This window comes from Streptomyces sp. NPDC033180 (assembly GCF_055577645.1).
In genome coordinates this window covers 81591-101938 of the sequence record NZ_JBVIPU010000001.1, presented here as the reverse complement: position 1 = coordinate 101938, position 20348 = coordinate 81591, and the positions used below count along the sequence as shown (strand labels likewise).

Genomic DNA, 20348 nt, shown 5'->3' with positions numbered 1-20348 from the left:
GGCGAAAGGCTTCACGCGGTGAGCCGCGGTTCCGAAGCGGCGGCGCACGCCCGCTCCTTGAAGAACCGCACCCCGAGGGTGAGCACAAGCGTCCCGACGATCATCCGCACAGCGTAGGTCAGGATCATGGGCGTCGTCGGCTGCGCGGCGATGTCGTCGACGCCGCCGAGCGAGGCGAGCAGCAGCCAGCCGCCCCAGCAGGTGACCGCACCCGAGCCGAGCCAGGCGAGGGCGAGCGGCACCTTCACCGGCAGCGCGCGGCCTCGCCGGAAGGCGAGGAGGAGGCCGCCGCCGACGGCGGCGCAGAGGTAGAGCAGGTCGAGAGCTGCCAAGACGTGGAAGTCGGTCGTACGCTCCTCGATCCGCGCCTCGTTGAGGGCGAAGGTGGAGCCGGTGGCCCACAGGACGTTGAGGGCGGCGGGGCCGAGGGCCAGGAGGGCGGCGGCGAGGGCGAGGCGGCGGTTCCCGTGGGGGACGGTGCGGGGCAGGTCCCGCACACGGCCCCGCCACAGGTGGCCCCAGCGGTTGCGGGCGTAGAGGATGAAGAGGCTGCCGAGGGCGAGGCCTTGCAGGATGAATCCGGTGTAGACGACGCCGAAGACCCACTCGTGGAGAAAGACGTTCTCGCTGCCGCCGTCGCTGGCGCTGCTCGATTCGCTGTTGACGCTGCCGGCGAGCGCCTTGACCAGGAGCTGGAGGGGGAAGCCGGCCATGATCGGCGTGAGGAGACCAGTGGCCGCCCACATGGGAAATGCCAGCAGCCAGGCCGGTGTGCGCAGGCCCCAGGGGCGGGTCAGGAGCAGCGCGAGGACGATGACGCTCGCGTCCATCAGGACGGTCAGGCTGTTGGCGAAGATCATGGCGGTGCGGTGCTCGAGGAGGCTGCTGTTCTCGGGGATGCCGATGTGGCTTCCCGCGATCCAGGCGATCTTCAGGGTGAGGTAGGGGAGGGCGGCGAGAATCGCGAGGGCGCGGAGAGCGGCGGTGAGTGTCGGGGCCATGCCTCTACGCTCCCGGCGGCGGCTGCCGGGCACGTCCTGCGCGCCGATGATCCGCCTCCGCCGTGCGGGGGAGGGGCCGGAATCGATCAGCCCGTCCGGCGTTTGAGGACGAACTCGGCGGAGCCGGTGATCGACGGTGCGCGAGGCTCCTACGCCAGAACCAGCACTGCCTCGTCGATCTCCTCGCCCCGCGCATGTGCGAAGCCCCGCGCGGCGGCGGTCACCCGGAAGCCGCACTTTTCAAGCACTCGCAGGGACCCCGCGTTGTCCGCCGCCGCCCGCGCGTACAGCGGGCGCTCCGGCACCTCCGCGAGGAGAGCCCGCAGCGCGGCCGTGGCCAGGCCGCGGCCCCAGTACGCGCGGTCCATCCAGTACGTGACCTCCCGCTCGCCCGGCTCCCCGTAGACCGCCGCACTGCCCACCACGTCGCCGTCCGCGAGGACCGTGCGGGCGACGACGTCGCCCGACTCCCGAAGCCCCTTCCAGTGGGCTTCAAAAAGCGTCCAGTCCGCCGACTTCGGCGAGGTGAACGCCGCGACGCGGTTCGCCTCGGGATCGTTCATCTGCCGGTAGAAGACCGGGAGATCACTGTCGTGGACCGGGCGCAGACTGACATCCATGCTCATCACGCTCCTGCTCGGGTTCTCCATGCTCAGAGCCTACGAGTCGCCAGTGTCAGCCGGTCCCGCGCGTCGAACAACGCGTCCTTCACCATCTGTTCGTGCGCCGGCGTCAACCGGGCCACCGGCACGGAGCAGCTGATCGCGTCCCGCGCGGGCGTGCGGTACGGGATCGCGACGCCGAAGCAGCGCAGGCCGAGCGTGTTCTCCTCGCGGTCCACGGCGAAGCCCTGCTCGCGGACCGTGCGCAGCTCCTCGATCAGCTTCTCGCGGTCGGTGATCGTGTGCTCGGTCAGCGCGGGCAGCGTCTCGGGAAGCATCTTGCGGACCTGCTCGTCGGTGTGGGTGGCGAGCAGCGCCTTGCCCAGGGACGTCGAGTGCGCCGGGAGGCGGCGGCCCACCCGCGTGAAGGGCCGCAGGTAGTGCTGCGACTGGCGCGTGGCGAGGTACACGACGTTCGTGCCGTCCAGGCGTGCCAGGTGGATCGTCTCCGTGGTGTCGTCCGAGAGCCGGTCGAGCGTCGGACGTGCCGCCGCCACCACCTCGTCACCGTCGATGTACGAGGTGCCGACAAGCAGGGCCCGTACCCCGATCCCGTACCGCGTTCCCGTCGCGTCCGTCTCGACCCAGCCCAGCTCCACCAGCGTGCGAAGGAGCATGTAGAGGCTGGACTTGGGATATCCGACGGCTTCCTGGACGGCGGCCAAAGAGTGCATTCCGGGGCGTCCCGCGAAATACTCGAGCAACTCCACCGTCCGCACAGCGGACTTGACCTGTGCCCCGCCAGTCTCGCCAGCCGACATCGCCCTTGACCCCTTAGTTCGACGAGAAATAGTCTCCAAAGCCTCCGCTATTCATCATCGGAGACAGTGTTCAGCATATCGAACAGCCCAGGTGGGTGGCAGCACATCTGTGGCATCACCTCTGGAGGAGCCCGCGGTGGCAGCAGCACCAGTCTGGAGTGTCGACCCCCGAACCGGGAAGCAGCGCGAACAGGTTGCGGTCGAAGCCACAGTCCAAGAGGTGGATCAGGCGGTACGCGCCGCGCTGGCCGCCAAGGAGGCACTGGCCGACCGCGTCGTACGCGCCGCCTTCCTGCGGTCCGCGGCCGAACTGCTCGACGGATCCAAGGACTACCTGGTGGAGGCCGCGGACGCGGAGACCGCGCTCGGCCCCGTCCGGCTCACCGGTGAACTCGCCCGTACCAGCTACCAGTTGCGGGCCTTCGCGGACGTCGTCGACGAGGGCGGCTTCCTCGGCGTCGTCATCGACCACCCCGACAGCAGCGCTACGCCGCACATCCCGGACCTGCGGCGCTACAAGATCCCGCTGGGCGTCGTGGCCGTCTACTCCGCGTCCAACTTCCCCTTCGCCTTCTCCGTCCCCGGCGGCGACACCGCGAGCGCGCTCGCCGCGGGCTGCCCCGTGGTCGTCAAGGCGCACCCGGACCACCCGGCCACCTCCGAGCTGGTGGCGGCGACACTGCGGCGGGCCGCGGCCCTGCACGGCATCCCCGAGGGCGTCGTCGGCCTTGTGCACGGCTTCGACGCGGGAGTCGAGCTCGTCAAGCACCCGCTCGTGTCCGGCGCGGGCTTCACGGGCTCGATCCGCGGTGGCCGCGCCCTCTTCGACGCGGCGGCGGCCCGCCCCGTCCCGATCCCCTTCCACGGCGAGCTTGGCTCCCTCAACCCGGTCGTCGTCACCGAGGCCGCGGCTCTCGAGCGCGCGGAGGAGATCGGGGCGGGCCTCGCGGGCTCGATGACGCTCGGCGTCGGCCAGTTCTGTGTCAAGCCGGGCCTCGTCTTCGCTCCGGCGGGCGCGGGCGGCGACCGGTTCATCAAGTCCCTGACGGAGGCGGTCAGCGACACCGAGGCGGGGGTGCTCCTCGACCACCGGATGCGGGACAACTTCGTGGCGGGCGTGCGTGAGCGCGGTGAACTCCCCGACGTGGACGTGCCGGTGACGCCGGGTGCGGGCAGCGAGCACACGGTGAGCGCCGGCTTCCTGACGGTCCCCGCGGCGAAGCTCGCCACCGAGGGTGAGCACGATCTGCTCCTGGAGGAGTGCTTCGGACCGGTGACGGTCGTCGCGCGCTACGAGGACGACGCCGAGATCACCGCCGCCCTCACCCGCCTCTCCGGCAACCTCACCGCCACGGTGCAGCTCTCCGCGGAGGAGACCGCGGGCGAGGGGCGCGGGGCCGCGCTGCTCGCCGAACTGACCCCGCTGGCCGGGCGCGTGCTGGTCAACGGCTGGCCGACCGGGGTCGCGGTGGCGCCCGCGCAGCACCACGGCGGGCCCTACCCCGCGACGACGTCCACCTCCACCTCCGTGGGCGGTACGGCGATCGAGCGCTGGCTGCGTCCTGTCGCGTACCAGAACACGCCCGCCGCGCTGCTGCCGCCCGAGCTGCGGGACGACAATCCGCTGGGGCTGCCGCGGCGCTACGAAGGGCGCCTGGAACACTGACGTCCATGGACGTCAACATCCCCCAACTGCCCTTCTCCCTGCGCACGTACGGCCCCGACGGCAACTGGTCGTACGAGGACGGGGTGCTGACCGGCTGGGCGGGCGCCCGGCAGGACCGCTTCGTCCCGCCGACGGGCGAGGCCCTGGACCCGGCCTCGGACGCCCCGCGTCTCCTCGGCGCTCCCGAGGGGGACTTCCAGCTGATCGCCCGCGTGACGGTCGGCTTCGCGGCGGCGTTCGACGCGGGCGTGCTCTACCTGCACGTGGGCGACCGGGAGTGGGCGAAGCTCTGCCTGGAGCGGTCGCCGGACGAGGCGACGGTCTGCACGGTCGTCACCCGCGGCCGCTCCGACGACGCGAACGCCTTCGTGGTGGACGGCAGCAGCGTCTGGCTCCGGATCAGCCGCACCGGTGCGGCGTTCGCGTTCCACGCCTCGCTCGACGGGAAGCACTGGACGTTCGTCCGGATCTTCTCCCTCGGCGAGGAGAAGGCGGCGGGCGCGGCTCTGGTGGGCTTCATGGCGCAGTCCCCGGTGGGGGAGGGGTGCGTGGTGACGTACGAGGGGATCGAATTCCGCCCGAACTGGCCCCGGGGCCTCAGGGACGGTTCCTGACCCCGGGTCGCGCGCACCGTCTGTCACCGGCTTCGCCGAGTTCGTCCTCAAACGCCGGACGGGCTGGATCTGTCCAGCCCGTCCGGCGTTTGAGGAGGCCTCGCACGGGGTCACCGCCCTCGCCGCAGCCCCAGCGTCGCCACCCCCGAAGCCGCGAGCAGCCCCGCCGAGATCAGCAGACTCACCCGCATCCCGGAGACGAAGTCCCCGGCCACCAGCCCCCCGAAGGCCGCGATCCCCAGGCCTCCGGCCACCTGCCGGGCCGAGTTGAGCACCCCCGCGGCAAGACCGGCCCGGTCAGCAGGCACCGCCTCCATCATGGCCGCGGTGAGCGGCGGGATGGTCAGCGCGCAGCCCAGTGCCAGCGGCACCATGAGGAACGCGAGGGCGAGCGCGGGCGTCGAGGAGTCGGCGAGGAGCAGCAGCAACAGCCCCGCGACGGCGACCGCCTGCCCGACCAGCATCGGGATCCGCGGGCCGACCCGCGCCGCCAGCTTCCCCGCCGCGACGTTCGTGACCGCGATGAGCCCGGTCATCGGCAGGAACATCAGCCCGGCCCACAGAGCCGAACGCCCCTGCACCTCCTGGAAGAAGAGGCTGAAGACGAAGACGAGACCGTAGAAGGCGACGCTGCACGCGGCACCGGCCGCGACGGTGATCGCGACCGTCCGGTCACGGAAGAGCTCCAGCGGCACCACCGGGTGCGCCTGCCGCGCCTCCGTCCGCAGGAACACCGCTCCCGCCGCCACCGCGACGGCCAGGGCGAACAGGCCCGTAGTACCGCCCTCGATCACCGCGAAGGTCAGGGCCGTCAGCGTCAGGACCGCGAGCAACTGACCCGGCACGTCCAGCGGCGCGGGCCGCCGCTCCGAGCGCGGGGAGCGCAACAGCAGAACCAGCGCCACCGCGCCCAGCGGGACGTTGATGAAGAAGATGCCGCTCCAGTCCCACGCGGTGGTCAGCGCACCGCCCGCGACCGGGCCGAGCGCCACCGCCACCGAACCGCCCGCCGCCCACAGGGCCACCGCACGCGCCCGCTTGGCCGCGTCGGAGTAGGCCTGGCGCACCAGGGAGAGCGAGGCGGGCAGGACCACCGCGGCCGCCATGCCCTGCACCACCCGCGCGCCGATCAGGACGGGCAGCGACGGCGCGAGCCCGCACGCCACCGAGGCGGCCGTGAACACCGTGATGCCGGTCGCGTACGCCCTGGTCGCGCCGATCCGGTCGGAGAGCGCGCCGGTGGAGAGCATCAGGGCGGCGAAGGCGAGGGTGTAGGCGTCCACGACCCACTGGAGCCCGGACATGCCGCCGCCCAGCGAGTCGCCTATGGCGGGCAGCGCCACGTTCACCACGGAGGCGTCGAGCGTGATCAGGGCGAAACCGAGCATGGCGGCCGTGAGCGTGAGACCGGGGGAGACGCGGCCCCTGCCGGGCGCGGGGCGGGGCGCCGGCGAGGGGGCCGGGGCCGGGGCCGTCAAGTGCCCCGCCTCGCGGGGGCCTTCGGTGAGGGAGTTCGTTGCCATGCCCATGAGTCTGCTGATGGCGGCGCGGCTACAGTAGTGGCCTGAATGCCATACCTCCGGAGGTTCTGGCCATGCCCCATCGCGTCGCCGTCATCGCGCCCTCGCCCGTCTCGATGTTCAACCTCGCGATCCCCGAGATGCTCTTCGAGAAGGTCGAGGTGGCCGGCGGGCCCGGCTACGAGGTGGTCGTCTGCACTCCGCGGCCCGGCGCCATCGCCACCACCGGCGGGCTCAGCCTCCAGGTGGAGCGGGGGCTCGACGCCGTGCGCGACGCCGACACCCTCCTCGTCGCCGGCACCGGACACCGCTACGAACCCGACCCGCGGACCGTCGCCGCCGTCCGCGAGGCCGCAGGCGCGGGCCGGCGCATCGCGTCCATCTGCAGCGGCGCCTTCGTGCTGGCCGAGGCGGGACTGCTCGACGGACGCAGCGCGACCACGTACTGGCAGCTCGCCGAGGAGCTGCGCGGCCGCTACCCGGCGCTCGACCTCAAGGGCGACGTGCTCTACGTGGAGGACGGGCAGGTCATGACGTCCTCGGGGTACGCCGCCGGGATCGACCTGTGCCTGCACATCATCCGCACCGACTACGGGGCGGCCGTGGCCAACGAGGTGGCGAGGGCCGCGCTCGTCGCCCCCGTACGGCCCGGCGGCCAGACGCAGTTCACCCAGACCCCCCTCCCGCCCGAGCGCGGCAACGCCTGCGCCGACACCCGGGGCTGGGCCATGCGCCACCTCGACGAGCCGCTCACGCTCACCGACCTCGCCCGGCAGGCGGGCGTCAGCGTGCGCACCCTCACCCGGCGCTTCCACGCGGAGAGCGGGGTGAGCCCACTGCAGTGGCTGCTCCACCAGCGCATCGAGCGGGCCAAGGAGCTCCTGGAGACGACCCCGCTCTCCATGGACCAGGTGGCGCAGGCCTGCGGGCTCGGCAGCGCCGACTCGCTCCGCGGCCACCTGGTGCGCCGCACCGGACTCACGCCGAGCGCCTACCGCGCCCAGTTCAGCCGCCTCGGAACTCAAAGGTCCCGGAACACGTCTATCGCAGCGTGATCCACTCAGCACTCCCCACGACGATGCGGACCGTGATGCCGACCGTCATACGCAGCGCCCTCACCGCCGACGCCCCGGCCCTCGCCGCCCTGCACGAGCGCGCCCGTGCCACGTACTACCCCGAGGGGCTGCCGGACGAAGCCGTCGACGGGACGGCGATGTGGCGGGCGGGCATCGAGCGACGCGGCGGGCATGTGCTGTGCGCGGTCCGCGAGGGCCGGATCGTGGGCCTCGCGTCCTTCCGTACGCCGGAGGGCGAGGCCGCGGACACCATGACGCTCTTCCAGTTCCACGTCGACCCGGGCCACTGGCGCGCGGGGGTCGGCGCGGCGCTGCACGCCGCGTGCGTGGAGGAGTGGCGGGCCGACGGCATTCGGGAGGCCTCCCTGGACGTCCACCGCGAGAACCGACGGGCCCAGGCCTTCTACGCCCGCCTTGGCTGGCGGGAGGCGGCGCCGGGCGAGGGCGCCGACACGCATCTGCGGATGCGGCTTTCCGTGACGGCCGGGGAATGAGCGGGACAGGTCGTACGTTCTTCAACTGACCGGAGGGATCCTCCGCACTACCGTTCGACCTGAAGAGAGCTAGTCACATGCGCGTCGAGATCTGGTCCGATATCGCCTGTCCCTGGTGCTATGTCGGCAAGGCCCGCTTCGAAAAGGCACTCGCCGCCTTCCCGCACCGCGACGACGTCGAGGTGGTGCACCGCTCCTTCGAGCTCGACCCCTCGCGCGCCAAGGGCGACAGCGGGCTCGTGATCCCGATGCTCGCCAAGAAGTACGGCATGAGCGAGGAGCAGGCCCAGGACGCCGAGCGGAACCTCGGCGTGAACGCCTCGTCCGAGGGCCTCGACTACCTCACCGAGGGCCGCGACCACGGCAGCACCTTCGACATGCACCGCCTCCTGCACTTCGCGAAGGAGCAGGGCAGGCAGGACGAGCTGCTCGGGCTCCTCTACCGGGCCAACTTCGCCGAGGAACGCTCCGTCTTCGACGACGACGAGCGGCTCGTGGAGCTCGCCGTCGCGGCCGGTCTCGACGCGGAGGCGACCCGCGCGGTGCTCGCCGACCCGTCCCGCTACGCCGACGACGTACGCACCGACGAGCGCGAGGCCGCCGAGCTCGGCGCGAACGGCGTGCCGTTCTTCGTCCTCGACCGCAAGTACGGCGTCTCCGGCGCCCAGCCCGCCGACGTCTTCGCGCAGGCCCTGGAACAGGCGTGGGGCAGCCGCTCGCCGCTCACCACGCTCGCGGACGGCGACGCCTGCGGCCCTGACGGTTGCGCTGTTCCGCAGGCCTGAACCCCCTGGGAGCGGCGACGCGTGAGCGTCACTGAGAGCACCCCTCCGCGCTTCGGCGATGGACGTGGGTGCGAAGGGGCGCGAGAGTTGACCCCATGGGGATCACGCCTGGCGCCGAGTTCGCGCCCACGTCGACGTATCTGAACACGGCGAGCTGCGGCCTGCTGCCCGCCAGGGCCGTCGAGGCGATTCAGCGCCTCGCGGCCGAGAACGGCGCGGGCAGACGGGGCGGCTCGGGCGACTTCGGGATCGTGCAGGCCGCCCGAGAGTCGTTCGCGCGGCTCGTCGGAGTGCCGCACGCGCGCGTGGCCAACGGCGGATCGGTCGCCGTCCACGCCGGACTGATCGCCGCGTCGCAACGGCCCGGCTCCGAAATCCTCTTTCCCGAGGGGGATTTCAGCTCGATCATCAACCCCTTCGTGGTGCGCGGCGACCTCAAGATCCGGTACGCGCCCCTCGAGGACCTCGCCGATGCGATCCGCCCCACCACGGCCCTCGTCGTGTACTCCGGCGTGCAGTCGGCCGACGGCCGCCTCGCCGAGGACACCGCGGTCCGCGAGGCAGCCGCCGCCCACGGCACCCGCACCCTCAACGACGCGACGCAGGCGGCGGGTTGGCTGCCTTTCGACGCGAGTCTGTACGACTACACCGTCACGGGCGCCTTCAAGTGGCTGCTCTGCCCGCGCGGCACCTCGTTCCTGACGGTGAGGGAGGAAGCCCAGGAGTCCCTCGTCCCGCTGCACGGCGGCTGGCTCGCGGCGGCGGACACCTGGAACTCGACATACGGCCCGCTGTCGGAACTGGCCCCCGACGCACGCCGCTTCGACGAACCACCCGCCTTCCTCGCGTACCACGGAGCGGCAGCGGCCCTTGCGTACCTGGAGGAGACCGGCGTCGAAGCGGTGCACGCCCACGACACGGCGCTGGCGGCCCGCTACCGCGCCGGGCTCGCGGATCTCGGCCACGAGCCGGTGCCCGGCGCGTCCCCCATCGTCTCCGTCCCCGGGCTCGCCGACAGGCAGCCCGAGTTGAGCCGGGCCGGCATCAACACGGCCGCGCGGGCGGGACACCTGCGGGCCTCGTTCCATCTGTACAACACAGAGAGGGACGTGGACCGGATCCTCGACGTGCTCTCCGGCTGAACCCCGGCGCCGCGGGCGGCGGGGCGCGAGGAAGGCATGACGGGGTGGCCTGAGGAGGCGGTGGTATCAGTGGCCCATCCGGCCCATCCGGCCCATCCGGCCCATCCGGCACGGCACTTGCCGACGCTCCAGGTGAAAGAGGCGCGTGATGACCACGGATCACGAGGCCGTACATGAACTGCTCGGGGGCCTGGGCCGTCGGCGCGCTCATGCCGGGCGAGGAGCGGACGGTGGCTCCGCCATCTGGCCGACTGCGAGCCGTGCGTGGCGCAGACGGGGCGCCTGCGGGCGACAGCAGGCCATCTGGACGGCCCGACCGTGACGGTCCGGCCCCGCCCCCGCCGACCGGGTCCTGGCCCTCGCCCTGCGCTCCCGGCCGGCGGCCTCCGGTACGGCCGCGCATGCCGCGCCGTACGCTGCCGCTGTCGCCGGACTCCAGGCGCTGCTAGGGGAGTTGGACGCGCACGGGCCCTGGGCGACCCCCGTCGTGCACGACGGCGACGTTCACGACACGGTCGCGCATCTGCTGGCCGCGGACGAGCCGCTGCCGTGCGGCTCGGGCTGCGCGCACCCGGGCCGTGCGGCGGTGCGGACGGCACGCCGTGGCGTGTGGCGTGGGCCGCGCGTACGGAGGAGGCCCTGGTCCTTTCCCGGCTACCCACCCGATTGGCCCCGCAGCGACAGGACTGGGCGGGGACTAGGCGCCCCCGCCCCGCCCCTCCAAGGGGCAGTCCGCCGTCTCCGTGCACAGGTTCGCCTCCACCCGGCCGAGCAGCCGTGCCAGCTCCGCTCGCTCGTCCTTGTCCAGCCCCGCCAGTGTCTGCTCCTCCAGCTCGCCCCACGCCCGCTCCACCTCCGCCAGCAATCCGCAGCTCGCGTCCGTGGCCTCGACCAGTACCGCGCGGCGGTCGGCCGGGTCCGGGCGGCGGAGTACGTGGCCCGACTGTTCGAGGCGTTGCAGCATCTTGGTGACCGTCGACGGGTCGAGGTCGACTGCCTTGATGAGCTCCGACTGCCGCACAGGCCCGGCGTCCCAGAGGTACATCATCACGAACTCCTGGCCGGGGTAGAGCCCGAGCCTCTTGAGCACCTTGCCCGCCGCGATCCGGTGCAGCCGGGCCACCCGGCTCACGGTGTGGCTGACGGGGCCCCGCCGCGCCGCGGTGGGGAGCTCGGTACAGGCGGGGTCGGCGGGGGCGGCCGAAGCCTTCATCGGTACTCCTGAGGGGAGAGGAGGTGTCTCTGAGGGGAGAGGAGGTGTCCCTGAGGGAAGAGCGGGTGTACTTCTCCAGATTAGCTTGGCCGGCCAAGGAATAGGTTACAGTGGCGTCCGGTTCAATTACTTGGCCGACCAATCACCTTTCCTGGGGGCATCAAGATGACCACCGCGTTCGACTCCATCGACCTCGCAGGCACCCCGCTCGCCAACCGCATCGCCATGGCTCCGATGACCCGGAGCCGTGCGGGCGCGGGCGCCACCGCCACGGAACTCACCGCCGAGTACTACGCCCAGCGCGCCTCGGCGGGCCTGATCATCACGGAGGGCATCCAGCCCTCCGTTGTCGGCCAGGGCTACCCGGACACCCCGGGCCTGCACTCCGCCGAGCAGATCGAGTCCTGGCGCAAGGTCACGACCGCCGTCCACGCCGCGGGCGGCAGGATCTTCGCGCAGCTCATGCACGCGGGCCGCATCGGCCACCCCGACCTGCTCCCCGACGGCCTGGTGAACGTGGCCCCCTCGGCCGTCGCGGCCGAGGGGCAGGCGTATCTGGCCGGGGGTCCCAAGGACTACGTCACGCCGCGCGAGCTGACCGGTGAAGAGGTCCGCGCCACCATCGGCGACTTCGTGGCCGCGGCCCGCAACGCGATCGATGCGGGCTTCGACGGAGTCGAACTGCACGGCGCCAACGGCTACTTGATCCACCAGTTCCTGGCGCCGGGCTCCAACCGGCGCACCGACGAATGGGGCGGCACCCCGGAGAACCGCGTCCGCTTCGCGGTCGAGACCGCGAGGGCGGTCGCCGCCGAGATCGGCGCCGCCCGCACCGGCATCCGGCTGTCTCCCGGCAACCCCTTCAACGACATCTCCGAGCCCGCGGACGAGCTCGAAGCGACGTACACCTCCCTGGTGAAGGAGCTGAGCGCCCTGGATCTGGCGTACCTGCACGTCATGGAGGTGGGTCCGGTCCGCGATCTTGCGACCACCCTGCGCGACGGCTTCAACGGACACTTCATCCTGAACCCGGCGACCGAGGGCCCCACAGGCCACGACGCGCTCGCCCTGGTCGAGGACGGCACCGCGGACATCGTCGCCTTCGGAGCGCTGTTCCTCGCCAACCCCGACCTGCCGGCCCGCCTCAAGGCCGAAGGCCCGTACAACACGCCCGACCCGGCGACGTTCTACGGCGGCACGGAGAAGGGCTACACGGACTACCCGGCGCTGTAGGCGCGCGGGCGGCGGAGACGAGTGTGGCCCGGCACCCCCAGGTGCCGGGCCAACTCTCGTACGAGACTGCGTACTTCAGAGACCGCGTACTTCAGAGACTGCTTGTCTCAGAGACTGCTCACTTCACCGGAGTGAAGTCCCGAGCCCCAATGTATTCCGGCCGCCGTACCGGTGCCGCGAACGGCTCCACCGCTGTGTTCTCCACGCTGTTGAACACGATGAAGACGTTGCTGCGCGGGAACGGCGTGATGTTGTCCCCCGAACCGTGCATGGCATTGCAATCGAACCAGGTCGCGGAGCCCGCCTCACCGGTGAAGAGCCGGATACCGTAGTCCGAGGCGAGGCTGGTCAGCGTCTCGTTCGAGGGAATGCCCGCGTCCTGCATCTGCAGGGACCGCTTGTAGTTGTCCTTCGGCGTCGCGCCTTCACAGCCGAGGAACGTCTTGTGCGACCCCGGCATGATCATGAGGCCGCCGTTGGTGTCGTGATTCTTGGTGAGCGCGATGGAGACGGAGACGGTCCGCATGTTCGCGAGTCCGTCCTCGGCGTGCCAGGTCTCGAAGTCCGAGTGCCAGTAGAACCCGGAGGCTCCGAAGCCGGGCTTCACGTTGATCCGGGACTGGTGGACGTACACGTCGGAACCCAGGATCTGCCGGGCCCGACCCACCACTCGCGGGTCGGCCGCGAGCTTCTTGAACAGCTCGCTGATCTTGTGCACCTCAAAGATGGTGCGGATCTCCTGGGAACGCGGCTCCACGATGGAGCGCTCGTCCGCCCGCATCGTGGGGTCACCGATCAACCGCTCCAGCTCGGCGTGGTAGACGCTCACCTCGTCCGGGGTGATGAGCTGGTCGATCGCCAGGAAACCGTCCCGTTCGAACCCCGCCAGTTCATCGGCCGCGATCGGCCCCGGCGTACCCGGCTCGGACCACACGACGGGGTCCTTGCGCTCGATGAGGACCTCCTCGGTGCCTCGGGTCGGGTACAGGTCGGCGGTGCGTTCGGGTGCGGTGGTCATGGTGTTGCCTGCCTCTCCTCTCGTACGGCCCTTTCCGGGATGTACACCCCCGCCGCCCAGAGGAAAGGGCGGCGAGGGAGATTCTGGGTGCGCGCTCCGGCTAGGCCGGCTCCGGCTCCGTGAGCAGCGGGTACACGCCGTTCTCGTCGTGGTCCTCACGACCCGTGACGGGCGGGTTGAAGACACAGATGCAGTGGAAGTCCTCCTTGATCCGCATCGTGTGCTTCTCGTGCCCGTCGAGCAGGTACATCGTGCCCGGCGTGATCGTGTACTTCTCGCCGGTCGTGTCGTCGGTCAGCTCGGCCTCGCCCTTGGTGCACACGACGGCCTCGATGTGGTTGGCGTACCACATCGACGTCTCCGTACCCGCGTACAGGATGGTCTCGTGGACCGAGAAGCCCACCCGCTCCTTGGCGAGGACGATGCGCTTGCTCTCCCAGGTGCCGGACGCGGACTTCACGTGCCGGTCGGTGCCTTCAATGTCCTTGAACGAACGGACGATCACGGTGACTTGGTTCCTTTTCTCTTACGGGGGTGAAGACGCGGGCGGCCGGGCCGCCGAGGCGGTCCGGCGCACCGCTCAGGCGGTCTCGCGCACCGCGCGGGCCAGCGTGCGAAGTCCTTCGTCCAGCTCGTCGGCGGTGATGGTCAGCGCCGGAAGGAGCTTGACGACCTCGCTCTCGGGGCCTGAGGTCTCGATGAGCAGACCGAGCTCGAAGGCGCGCTTGGCGATGGCGCCCGCGCGTGCCTTGTCGATGAACTCCATGCCCCAGACGAGACCGCGGCCGCGGTACTCCTTGATGGCGCCGGGGTTCTCGTCGACGATCGCGGCGAAGGCCTCCTCGACCTGCTCACCGCGGGCGCGGGTCTGCTTCTCCATGGCCGGGCCGTCGGACCAGTAGGTCTCCAGGGCGGCGGCGGCCGTGACGAACGCGGGGTTGTTGCCGCGGAAGGTGCCGTTGTGCTCGCCCGGCTCCCAGATGTCCAGCTCGGGCTTGAACAGGGTCAGCGCCATCGGCATGCCGTAGCCGCTGATGGACTTGGACACCGTCACGATGTCCGGCGTGATGCCCGCCTCCTCGAAGGAGAAGAACGCGCCGGTGCGGCCGCAGCCCATCTGGATGTCGTCGACGATGAGCAGCATGTCCCAGCGCTCGCACACGTCGGCGAGCTTGCGGAGCCACTCGGCGCGGGCGACGTTGATGCCGCCCTCGCCCTGCACCGTCTCGACGATCACGGCGGCGGGCTGGTTGAGGCCGGAGCCCTGGTCCTCGAGCAAACGCTCGAACCAGACGAAGTCGGGGGTCGTGCCCTCGAGGTAGCGGTCGAAGGGCATCGGTGTGCCGTGCACCAGCGGGATGCCGGCGCCGGCGCGCTTGAAGGCGTTGCCGGTCACCGCGAGCGAACCGAGCGACATGCCGTGGAAGGCGTTCGTGAACGACACGATCGACTCGCGGCCCTTGACCTTGCGGGCCAGCTTCAGCGCGGACTCGACGGCGTTGGTGCCCGTCGGGCCCGGGAACATGACCTTGTACGGCAGGTCACGCGGGCGCAGGATGATGTTCTGGAACGACTCCAGGAACGCGCGCTTGGCGGTCGTCGACATGTCGAGTCCGTGGACGACGCTGTCGCGCTCCAGGTAGTCGATCAGGGCGCGTTTGAGGACCGGGTTGTTGTGGCCGTAGTTGAGCGAGCCGGCCCCGGCGAAGAAGTCGAGGTACGAGTGGCCGTCCTCGTCGAACATGCGGCTGCCCTGCGCACGGTCGAAGACAGTGGGCCAACCGCGGCAGTAGCTGCGCACCTCCGACTCCAGGGTCTCGAAGACGCTCAGGTCGGGCTGGGTGATGGTCACAGCAGATCTCCTGGGAGATGGAAAGACGTGGGAGGTGGGGGGTGACGGGTGGTACGTGAAGTGCGTGAAGCGCGTGGGGGAAGGGCGGGAACTCAGCCGAGTGGTTCGACCGGTTCGGTCCGCGCGACTTTCCCGGTCTGTGCGATCGGCTCGATGAGGAACAGGACCTCGGGCAGGTGCCCCTCGTCGGGGAAAAGACCCGCGTCGAAGAGCACCGTGCGCTCGACGGACGCTCCGTGGCGCTGTGCGAACGAAGTGAACAGCCGCTGGGAGGCGGTGTTGTCCGGCGTGATGGTCGTCTCGACCGAGACCAGCTCCCGGTCGGCGGCGACCTTGGCGGTCAGCCCTTCGAGCAGCGCACCGGCAAGGCCGCGGCCTCGGTGCGCCTGGTCGACGGCCACCTGCCAGACCACCAGGGTGCGCGGCCGCTCGGGCCGGATGTAGCCGGTGATGAACCCGGCGGGCTCACCGTTCGAGTCCCTGGCCACCATGGAGGTCGCCGCGAAGTCGCGACACCACAGCAGGTAGCTGTACGAGGAGTTGAGGTCCAACACCTTCGAGTCGCGGGCGATGCGCCAGATCGCGGCGCCGTCGGCAACGTCGGGGGTGTCGAGTCGCAACCCCTCGGGCAATTCCAGGGAATTCGCGTGCAGGTCGGTCGGTAGATCGGCTTGTGCAGCGGTCATGCGGATTGAATTTACCGAGCAATTTCTTTAATTGCATCGCCGTGAGGGGTTACGTCGGAGCGCCGTATGTGTTATCAGGCGGGGGTGCGCGCCCGCAGGAGTCCCCGGCGGTATGGCCTGATTTGATGGGGTCATACAGAGCATATCGGGCGCGCTGTGGAGTACGTCACAGAACCGTAACTCCCTCGAAGCATGTCCGAATTGTGAGACTTGGTGCTGTCGAAACCTTAGTGTTTAGGTCTCCGGAAAGCGGGCAGAAGAATACGGGAAGCTGTGCTCATAAAGTGGATAAAGAAGCGGTGAGAATTCGTCCGTGAATTTACGTAGAGTATTTACGGCCCTGTCGCTCCGTCGATCCCCTCCCTGAGAAGATCGGCGTGACCGTTGTGCCGCGCGTACTCCTCGATGAGGTGGACCAGGATCCAGCGCAGGCTGACCTCGGCGCTGCCCGTCACGGCCGCCTCCTGCTCGCTCAGCCGCCCGACCGCGTCCAGCGGGCGCCCCGCGCAGATCTCCCGGCTCACCGCCACCTCACGGCGCCACACGGCCAGGGCCTGCTCGCACGTCCGCTCCGGGTCCAGGGTGAAACCCCCTACCGGACCCTCGTACACCGGCGGCACGTCCCGCCCGGCGAGGACGCGCTGGAACCAGTTCCGCTCCACCTCGGCCAGATGCTGCACGAGACCGAGCAGGGTCAACGACGAGGACGGGACCGAAGCGGCACGGGTCTGTGCGTCATCGAGCCCGGAGCACTTGACGGCGAGGGTCCCGCGATGGAAATCGAGCCAGTCCGCCAGCATCGCGGGCTCCGCGGCGGTCGGGTCGGGAACAGGGCGGCCGTCCGGGAGTGTGGGCATGGCCGTCACGCTGCCACGCCGGCCGCTCCGGACGACCGCTGTTCGCTGTGAGCGATGGGTGATGGGCGGTGGGCGACGGGTGGTGGAGGCGTGCCCCTACGGCGCCTACCGCCAGGCTGCCGTTACCGCGCGCCGAGCCGATTCCAGGTCGACCGTGAGGCCGGTTTCGCCCATCGCGGCGCCCAGTGCGGCGAGCGAGGCGTGGACGACGCCGCGGGTCGCGTCCGGGCCGTAGTGGTTCACCCGGATCATCTCCTTGGCGAGGGCGCCGCCACCGGCGACCAGCGGAAGCACGGGGTCCGCCGCGAGCGCCCTGGCGACGAGCTCCGAGGCGTCGACTCCGTCCGGGGTACGCAGCGTCGTGGCGACCGGAGCGGCGTCCCGCGCCTCATGCACGTACGGCGCGAGGCCACCGCCCAGGGCGATCGCGCCCGCACGCGTAGCCTCGGCGGCGGTGGCGTGCCGCGCCATCAGGGCGTCGAGCCCCTCCGCCTCGATGCGCTCCACGCATGCTTCGAGCGCGAGCATCTCCAGCTGGGCCGGGGCGTGCAGCAAGGCCTTGCGCCCGCCGTCGATCCACCGCTCCTTCCAGTCCAGGAGGGAGAGGTAGGAGCGGCGCGGCGCCTGCGGATTGGCGGCGAGGCGTGCCCAGGCCCGTTCGCTCACGGAGACGGCCGAGACGCCCGCGGGACCGCCCATCGCCTTCTGCGCGCCGATCACGCACAGGTCCACGCCCCACGCGTCGGGAAGCAGCGGCTCGGCGGCCACCGAGGCGACGGCGTCGAGCATGAAGAGCGCGCCGTGCTCGCGCACGACCTCGCCGATCTCGGCGACGGGATTGGTGTTGCCGGTCGCGGCCTCGGCGTGGACGAGGGAGACGAAGTCGATCTCGGGGTGCGCGGCGAGGGCCTCGCGGACCTGCTCCGCGGTCACTGCGGTGTGGAAGGGAACGGCGAGGTCGACGACGGTCGCCCCGCAGTCCCGCAGCCAGTTGCCGAAGGTCTGCCCGTAAGGACCGGTGATGACGTTCAGCGCGGTCGTGCCGGGCTGCGCCGCACCCCGGATACAGCCCTCCAGGGGAAGCAGCGCCTCGCCCTGCATGATCACGACGTCCTGCGAGGTGGAGAGCAGCCCGGCGACGCGCTCCTCGATGGAGGCGAAGTGCTGGGCGCTGAGGGGGGCCAGGTCAAGGAATGGATGCGTCGTCACGTGTGTCGTCACGGTGCTGCTCACTTCGCTGCTCACTTCGTTCACGAGTTCGTTCGGGCTGCCGGACCGAGCGTACCGACAGGCTCCTAAGCTGCTGTACATGAGCGATCACACGGTGCTGCACGTGAAGGGGCGGGTGCTCGTCGGCCCGGACGAGGTCCGGGACGAATTGTGGGTGGTCGGGGGCAGGGTGACGTTCGACCGCCCGTCCGCGGCACCGGACGTCACGGTCGACGGATGGACGCTCCCCGGTCTGGTGGACGCGCACTGCCACGTGGGCCTGGACGCGCACGGACCGGTGGACGCGGCCACGGCCGAGAAGCAGGCGCTGACCGACCGCGAGATCGGCGCGCTCCTCATCCGCGACGCGGGCTCACCGTCGGACACCCGCTGGATCGACGACCGCGAGGACCTCCCGAAGATCATCCGCGCGGGCCGCCACATCGCGCGCACGCGCCGCTACATCCGCAACTACGCCCACGAGATCGAGCCTGCCGACCTCGTCGCGTACGTCGCCCGGGAGGCGCGGCGCGGCGACGGCTGGGTCAAGCTGGTCGGCGACTGGATCGACCGCGACGCCGGAGACCTGACGGCGTGCTGGCCTCGGGCCGAGGTGGAGGCGGCGATCGCCGAGGCGCACCGCCTGGGCGCGCGGGTCACGGCGCACTGCTTCGCGGAGGACTCCCTGCGGGACCTGGTGGAGGCGGGCATCGACTGCGTCGAGCACGCCACCGGACTGACCGAGGAGACCATCCCGCTCTTCGCCGAGCGGGGCGTCGCGATCGTCCCGACCCTGGTGAACATCGCGACGTTCCCACAGCTGGCCGACGGCGGCGAGTCGAAATTCCCCAAGTGGTCACGGCACATGCGGCGGTTGCACGAGCGCCGCTACGACACGGTGCGGGCGGCGTACGACGCCGGGGTGCCGGTGTTCGCGGGCACGGACGCGGGAGGCTCGCTGGCCCACGGCCTCGTCGCCGCGGAGGTGGCCGAGCTGAGGCTCGCCGGAATCCCGGCGGTGGACGCGTTGTCGGCGACGACGTGGGGGGCGAGGTCCTGGCTGGGGCGCCCTGGCCTGGCGGAGGGAGCGCCGGCGGACCTGGTGGTGTACGGGGCGGATCCGAGGGAGGACGTGGGGGTCCTCGCGGCGCCGCGGAGGGTGGTGCTGAACGGGAGGGTGGTGGGGTAGTCCGCCTCTCCCCGCGGGCTGCCCACCGATCTGCGGCCCAAGTGGCCCCCATTGACGGAGCGTTACTCGCGACGCCTTCGGTTCGTTGAACGTCATTCGGCCATCGCGTCGGCGTCAACCGGTGTGTTCGAGACAGGGAGTTGCTCGGGTGGCTGGGGGGAACGTCCGTGCCGGAAGATTCGAAAGCAGGGGCGGAAACCTCCCTTTGGAGTGAACTCACGCTTCGTCGCTGGCTATTCACTCTCAGTGCGTAAAGATTCCCCCTGTCGATGTTGCCGGTGTCGTGCTCATGCGATGTCCCCATCCAGCGAAGCGCGAGGCTGCCGGCGGCTCCGTAACTCTTGTGGGGGTTCCACCACCTTGAACAGCAACACCTTCCGCATGCCCGCACGCCGTCTCGGCGTGATCGCCACCGCCACGGTTCTCGTCGCGGCTCCCGTGGCGCTCGCCACCGCGGGAACCGCATCGGCGACGGGCGGCGACAAGGGCCGCGCGAACGCCGTCGTGCTGCGCACCGGGCTCGACGTGTCCCTGCTCAACAAGACCCTGAACGTCCCGCTCAAGGTTTCCCTCAACGAAGTCCAGGCGCCGGCCAGCGCGGGGAAGACCGCGCTCACCGCCGAGTTGGACGGAATCAACGGCGGGCAGCCGTTCAGTGTGCTGCGGGCGGACGTCGCCACCGCGAAGGCGACCGTCGAGAACGGGAAGGCGGAGGGGTACAGCAACATCGCGCGGGCGAAGGTGCACGTGCCGGGCCTGCCGCTGCTGTCCCTGATCGAGGTCGAGCAGGTGACGTCCAAGGCGGTCTGCGCGGCGGGCAAGCGGCCCGTCGCCGAGGCGAATCTGCTGGGCGGCGTCACGGTGCTCGGCAAGAAGGTCACGCTCTCGGCGGGGGGAACGACCCAGGTGACGGTGCCGGGGGTCGGTGAGGTGCGGCTCGACCTGTCCAGGACGCACACGACGTCGCGTACGGCGGCGGCGACCGCACTGGAGCTGAAGGTGTCCGTGAACCCGCTGAAGCTGAATGTCGCGGAGGTGGAGGGGACGGTGACGCTGGCGGGTGCGTCGTGCGAGGCGCCTGCGGCGGCCGCGAAGCCCGAGCCTTCGGCTCCGCCGGTGAAGCCGCAGGGGGGCGCGGAGGAGAAGCCGGTGGCGGCGAAGCCGGCCGCCAACCTCGCTGAGACTGGGGGTAACTCGGCCACTCCGTACCTGGTGGGGGGCGGGGCTCTGCTGCTTGCTGGGGGTGGGGCAGCGGTGGCGATGACTCGCCGGGGGCGTAGGGGCTGAGGTTCGGGCGTTCCCTGCGGGGCTTTCCCCGCTGCACCCATCAGCGCGCTCCGCGCGCGGGCACCCCTTCCCGGCTGCGTCTC

20 protein-coding genes are annotated in these 20348 nt (G+C 70.9%); 9 read left to right on the top strand and 11 right to left on the bottom strand.

What is annotated here, in order from left to right; genetic code table 11:
* Window positions 1–11: 11 nt before the first annotated feature.
* From ACZ5WE_RS00500 to ACZ5WE_RS00490, 3 genes are all read right to left on the bottom strand, one after another.
* A complete protein-coding gene (locus ACZ5WE_RS00500) occupies window positions 12–1001 on the bottom strand; it encodes a hypothetical protein (RefSeq protein WP_467690215.1) in 990 nt (329 codons plus the stop codon).
* Between the two features lie 149 nt (window positions 1002–1150).
* Entirely contained in the window at window positions 1151–1621 is a 471-nt protein-coding gene (locus ACZ5WE_RS00495) for a GNAT family N-acetyltransferase (protein ID WP_467690379.1), read from the bottom strand.
* Between the two features lie 32 nt (window positions 1622–1653).
* Entirely contained in the window at window positions 1654–2424 is a 771-nt protein-coding gene (locus ACZ5WE_RS00490; protein WP_160504308.1) for an IclR family transcriptional regulator, read from the bottom strand.
* Between the two features lie 136 nt (window positions 2425–2560).
* Here ACZ5WE_RS00490 and ACZ5WE_RS00485 point away from each other — a divergent pair, with 136 nt between their 5' ends.
* A complete protein-coding gene (locus ACZ5WE_RS00485) occupies window positions 2561–4090 on the top strand; it encodes an aldehyde dehydrogenase (NADP(+)) (RefSeq protein ID WP_467690217.1) in 1530 nt (509 codons plus the stop codon).
* Window positions 4091–4095: 5 nt separating this feature from the next.
* Window positions 4096–4704, top strand: coding sequence for a DUF1349 domain-containing protein (locus tag ACZ5WE_RS00480; RefSeq protein ID WP_467690219.1), 609 nt, complete (start codon window positions 4096–4098; stop codon window positions 4702–4704).
* Between the two features lie 110 nt (window positions 4705–4814).
* On the opposite strand, the gene ACZ5WE_RS00475 is transcribed toward ACZ5WE_RS00480, so the two are convergent.
* A complete protein-coding gene (locus tag ACZ5WE_RS00475) occupies window positions 4815–6227 on the bottom strand; it encodes an MFS transporter (RefSeq protein ID WP_467690221.1) in 1413 nt (470 codons plus the stop codon).
* A 71-nt stretch (window positions 6228–6298) separates the two neighbouring features.
* Here ACZ5WE_RS00475 and ACZ5WE_RS00470 point away from each other — a divergent pair, with 71 nt between their 5' ends.
* The 4 genes from ACZ5WE_RS00470 (at window position 6299) to ACZ5WE_RS00455 (ending at window position 9721) form a co-directional block, all read left to right on the top strand.
* The gene (locus ACZ5WE_RS00470) at window positions 6299–7279 is read left to right on the top strand and encodes a GlxA family transcriptional regulator (RefSeq protein WP_467690223.1); all 981 of its coding nucleotides are present in this window, start codon (window positions 6299–6301) and stop codon (window positions 7277–7279) included.
* A gap of 23 nt (window positions 7280–7302) precedes the next feature.
* A complete protein-coding gene (locus ACZ5WE_RS00465; RefSeq protein WP_469157278.1) occupies window positions 7303–7794 on the top strand; it encodes a GNAT family N-acetyltransferase in 492 nt (163 codons plus the stop codon).
* Window positions 7795–7871: 77 nt separating this feature from the next.
* Window positions 7872–8579, top strand: coding sequence for a DsbA family oxidoreductase (locus tag ACZ5WE_RS00460; protein WP_467690226.1), 708 nt, complete (start codon window positions 7872–7874; stop codon window positions 8577–8579).
* 95 nt (window positions 8580–8674) lie between these two features.
* Window positions 8675–9721: an aminotransferase class V-fold PLP-dependent enzyme gene (locus ACZ5WE_RS00455; RefSeq protein WP_467690228.1), complete on the top strand. Its 1047-nt coding sequence runs from the start codon at window positions 8675–8677 to the stop codon at window positions 9719–9721.
* A 697-nt stretch (window positions 9722–10418) separates the two neighbouring features.
* On the opposite strand, the gene ACZ5WE_RS00450 is transcribed toward ACZ5WE_RS00455, so the two are convergent.
* The gene (locus ACZ5WE_RS00450) at window positions 10419–10934 is read right to left on the bottom strand and encodes a MarR family winged helix-turn-helix transcriptional regulator (RefSeq protein WP_467690229.1); all 516 of its coding nucleotides are present in this window, start codon (window positions 10932–10934) and stop codon (window positions 10419–10421) included.
* A gap of 165 nt (window positions 10935–11099) precedes the next feature.
* On the opposite strand from ACZ5WE_RS00450, the gene ACZ5WE_RS00445 reads away from it, so the two are divergent.
* Window positions 11100–12167: an alkene reductase gene (locus ACZ5WE_RS00445; protein WP_467690230.1), complete on the top strand. Its 1068-nt coding sequence runs from the start codon at window positions 11100–11102 to the stop codon at window positions 12165–12167.
* Between the two features lie 118 nt (window positions 12168–12285).
* Here ACZ5WE_RS00445 and thpD read toward each other — a convergent pair whose 3' ends face one another.
* From thpD to ACZ5WE_RS00415, 6 genes are all read right to left on the bottom strand, one after another.
* Window positions 12286–13185 (bottom strand): ectoine hydroxylase, encoded by a 900-nt coding sequence (thpD, locus tag ACZ5WE_RS00440; RefSeq protein WP_467690232.1) that lies wholly within the window; start codon window positions 13183–13185, stop codon window positions 12286–12288.
* A gap of 100 nt (window positions 13186–13285) precedes the next feature.
* Window positions 13286–13690 carry an ectoine synthase gene (locus ACZ5WE_RS00435; RefSeq protein WP_361826232.1) on the bottom strand — a complete coding sequence of 135 codons (405 nt, stop codon included), beginning with the start codon at window positions 13688–13690 and terminating at the stop codon, window positions 13286–13288.
* Between the two features lie 75 nt (window positions 13691–13765).
* Window positions 13766–15037, bottom strand: coding sequence for a diaminobutyrate--2-oxoglutarate transaminase (gene ectB / locus ACZ5WE_RS00430; protein ID WP_367040581.1), 1272 nt, complete (start codon window positions 15035–15037; stop codon window positions 13766–13768).
* Between the two features lie 92 nt (window positions 15038–15129).
* A complete protein-coding gene (ectA, locus tag ACZ5WE_RS00425; protein WP_467690234.1) occupies window positions 15130–15723 on the bottom strand; it encodes a diaminobutyrate acetyltransferase in 594 nt (197 codons plus the stop codon).
* 332 nt (window positions 15724–16055) lie between these two features.
* Window positions 16056–16580, bottom strand: a complete 525-nt coding sequence (locus tag ACZ5WE_RS00420) for a DinB family protein (RefSeq protein ID WP_467690236.1) — start codon at window positions 16578–16580, stop codon at window positions 16056–16058.
* 105 nt (window positions 16581–16685) lie between these two features.
* Window positions 16686–17789, bottom strand: a complete 1104-nt coding sequence (locus tag ACZ5WE_RS00415; protein WP_469157271.1) for a pyridoxal-phosphate-dependent aminotransferase family protein — start codon at window positions 17787–17789, stop codon at window positions 16686–16688.
* Between the two features lie 100 nt (window positions 17790–17889).
* Between ACZ5WE_RS00415 and ACZ5WE_RS00410 the strand changes: the two genes are divergently transcribed.
* Together ACZ5WE_RS00410 and ACZ5WE_RS00405 are read left to right on the top strand one after the other, a co-directional pair.
* The gene (locus tag ACZ5WE_RS00410) at window positions 17890–18978 is read left to right on the top strand and encodes an amidohydrolase family protein (protein ID WP_467690239.1); all 1089 of its coding nucleotides are present in this window, start codon (window positions 17890–17892) and stop codon (window positions 18976–18978) included.
* A gap of 360 nt (window positions 18979–19338) precedes the next feature.
* The gene (locus ACZ5WE_RS00405) at window positions 19339–20265 is read left to right on the top strand and encodes an SCO1860 family LAETG-anchored protein (RefSeq protein WP_467690241.1); all 927 of its coding nucleotides are present in this window, start codon (window positions 19339–19341) and stop codon (window positions 20263–20265) included.
* The last annotated feature ends 83 nt before the right edge of the window (window positions 20266–20348 follow it).

Coding starts and splice junctions, on each gene's coding strand:
- ACZ5WE_RS00500 (WP_467690215.1), bottom strand. CDS start 1,001: ATGGCCCCGACACTCACCGCCGCTCTCCGCGCCCTCGCGATTCTCGCC.
- ACZ5WE_RS00495 (WP_467690379.1), bottom strand. CDS start 1,621: ATGGATGTCAGTCTGCGCCCGGTCCACGACAGTGATCTCCCGGTCTTC.
- ACZ5WE_RS00490 (WP_160504308.1), bottom strand. CDS start 2,424: ATGTCGGCTGGCGAGACTGGCGGGGCACAGGTCAAGTCCGCTGTGCGG.
- ACZ5WE_RS00480 (WP_467690219.1), top strand. CDS start 4,096: ATGGACGTCAACATCCCCCAACTGCCCTTCTCCCTGCGCACGTACGGC.
- ACZ5WE_RS00475 (WP_467690221.1), bottom strand. CDS start 6,227: ATGGCAACGAACTCCCTCACCGAAGGCCCCCGCGAGGCGGGGCACTTG.
- ACZ5WE_RS00470 (WP_467690223.1), top strand. CDS start 6,299: ATGCCCCATCGCGTCGCCGTCATCGCGCCCTCGCCCGTCTCGATGTTC.
- ACZ5WE_RS00465 (WP_469157278.1), top strand. CDS start 7,303: ATGCGGACCGTGATGCCGACCGTCATACGCAGCGCCCTCACCGCCGAC.
- ACZ5WE_RS00460 (WP_467690226.1), top strand. CDS start 7,872: ATGCGCGTCGAGATCTGGTCCGATATCGCCTGTCCCTGGTGCTATGTC.
- ACZ5WE_RS00455 (WP_467690228.1), top strand. CDS start 8,675: ATGGGGATCACGCCTGGCGCCGAGTTCGCGCCCACGTCGACGTATCTG.
- ACZ5WE_RS00450 (WP_467690229.1), bottom strand. CDS start 10,934: ATGAAGGCTTCGGCCGCCCCCGCCGACCCCGCCTGTACCGAGCTCCCC.
- ACZ5WE_RS00445 (WP_467690230.1), top strand. CDS start 11,100: ATGACCACCGCGTTCGACTCCATCGACCTCGCAGGCACCCCGCTCGCC.
- thpD (WP_467690232.1), bottom strand. CDS start 13,185: ATGACCACCGCACCCGAACGCACCGCCGACCTGTACCCGACCCGAGGC.
- ectA (WP_467690234.1), bottom strand. CDS start 15,723: ATGACCGCTGCACAAGCCGATCTACCGACCGACCTGCACGCGAATTCC.
- ACZ5WE_RS00420 (WP_467690236.1), bottom strand. CDS start 16,580: ATGCCCACACTCCCGGACGGCCGCCCTGTTCCCGACCCGACCGCCGCG.
- ACZ5WE_RS00410 (WP_467690239.1), top strand. CDS start 17,890: ATGAGCGATCACACGGTGCTGCACGTGAAGGGGCGGGTGCTCGTCGGC.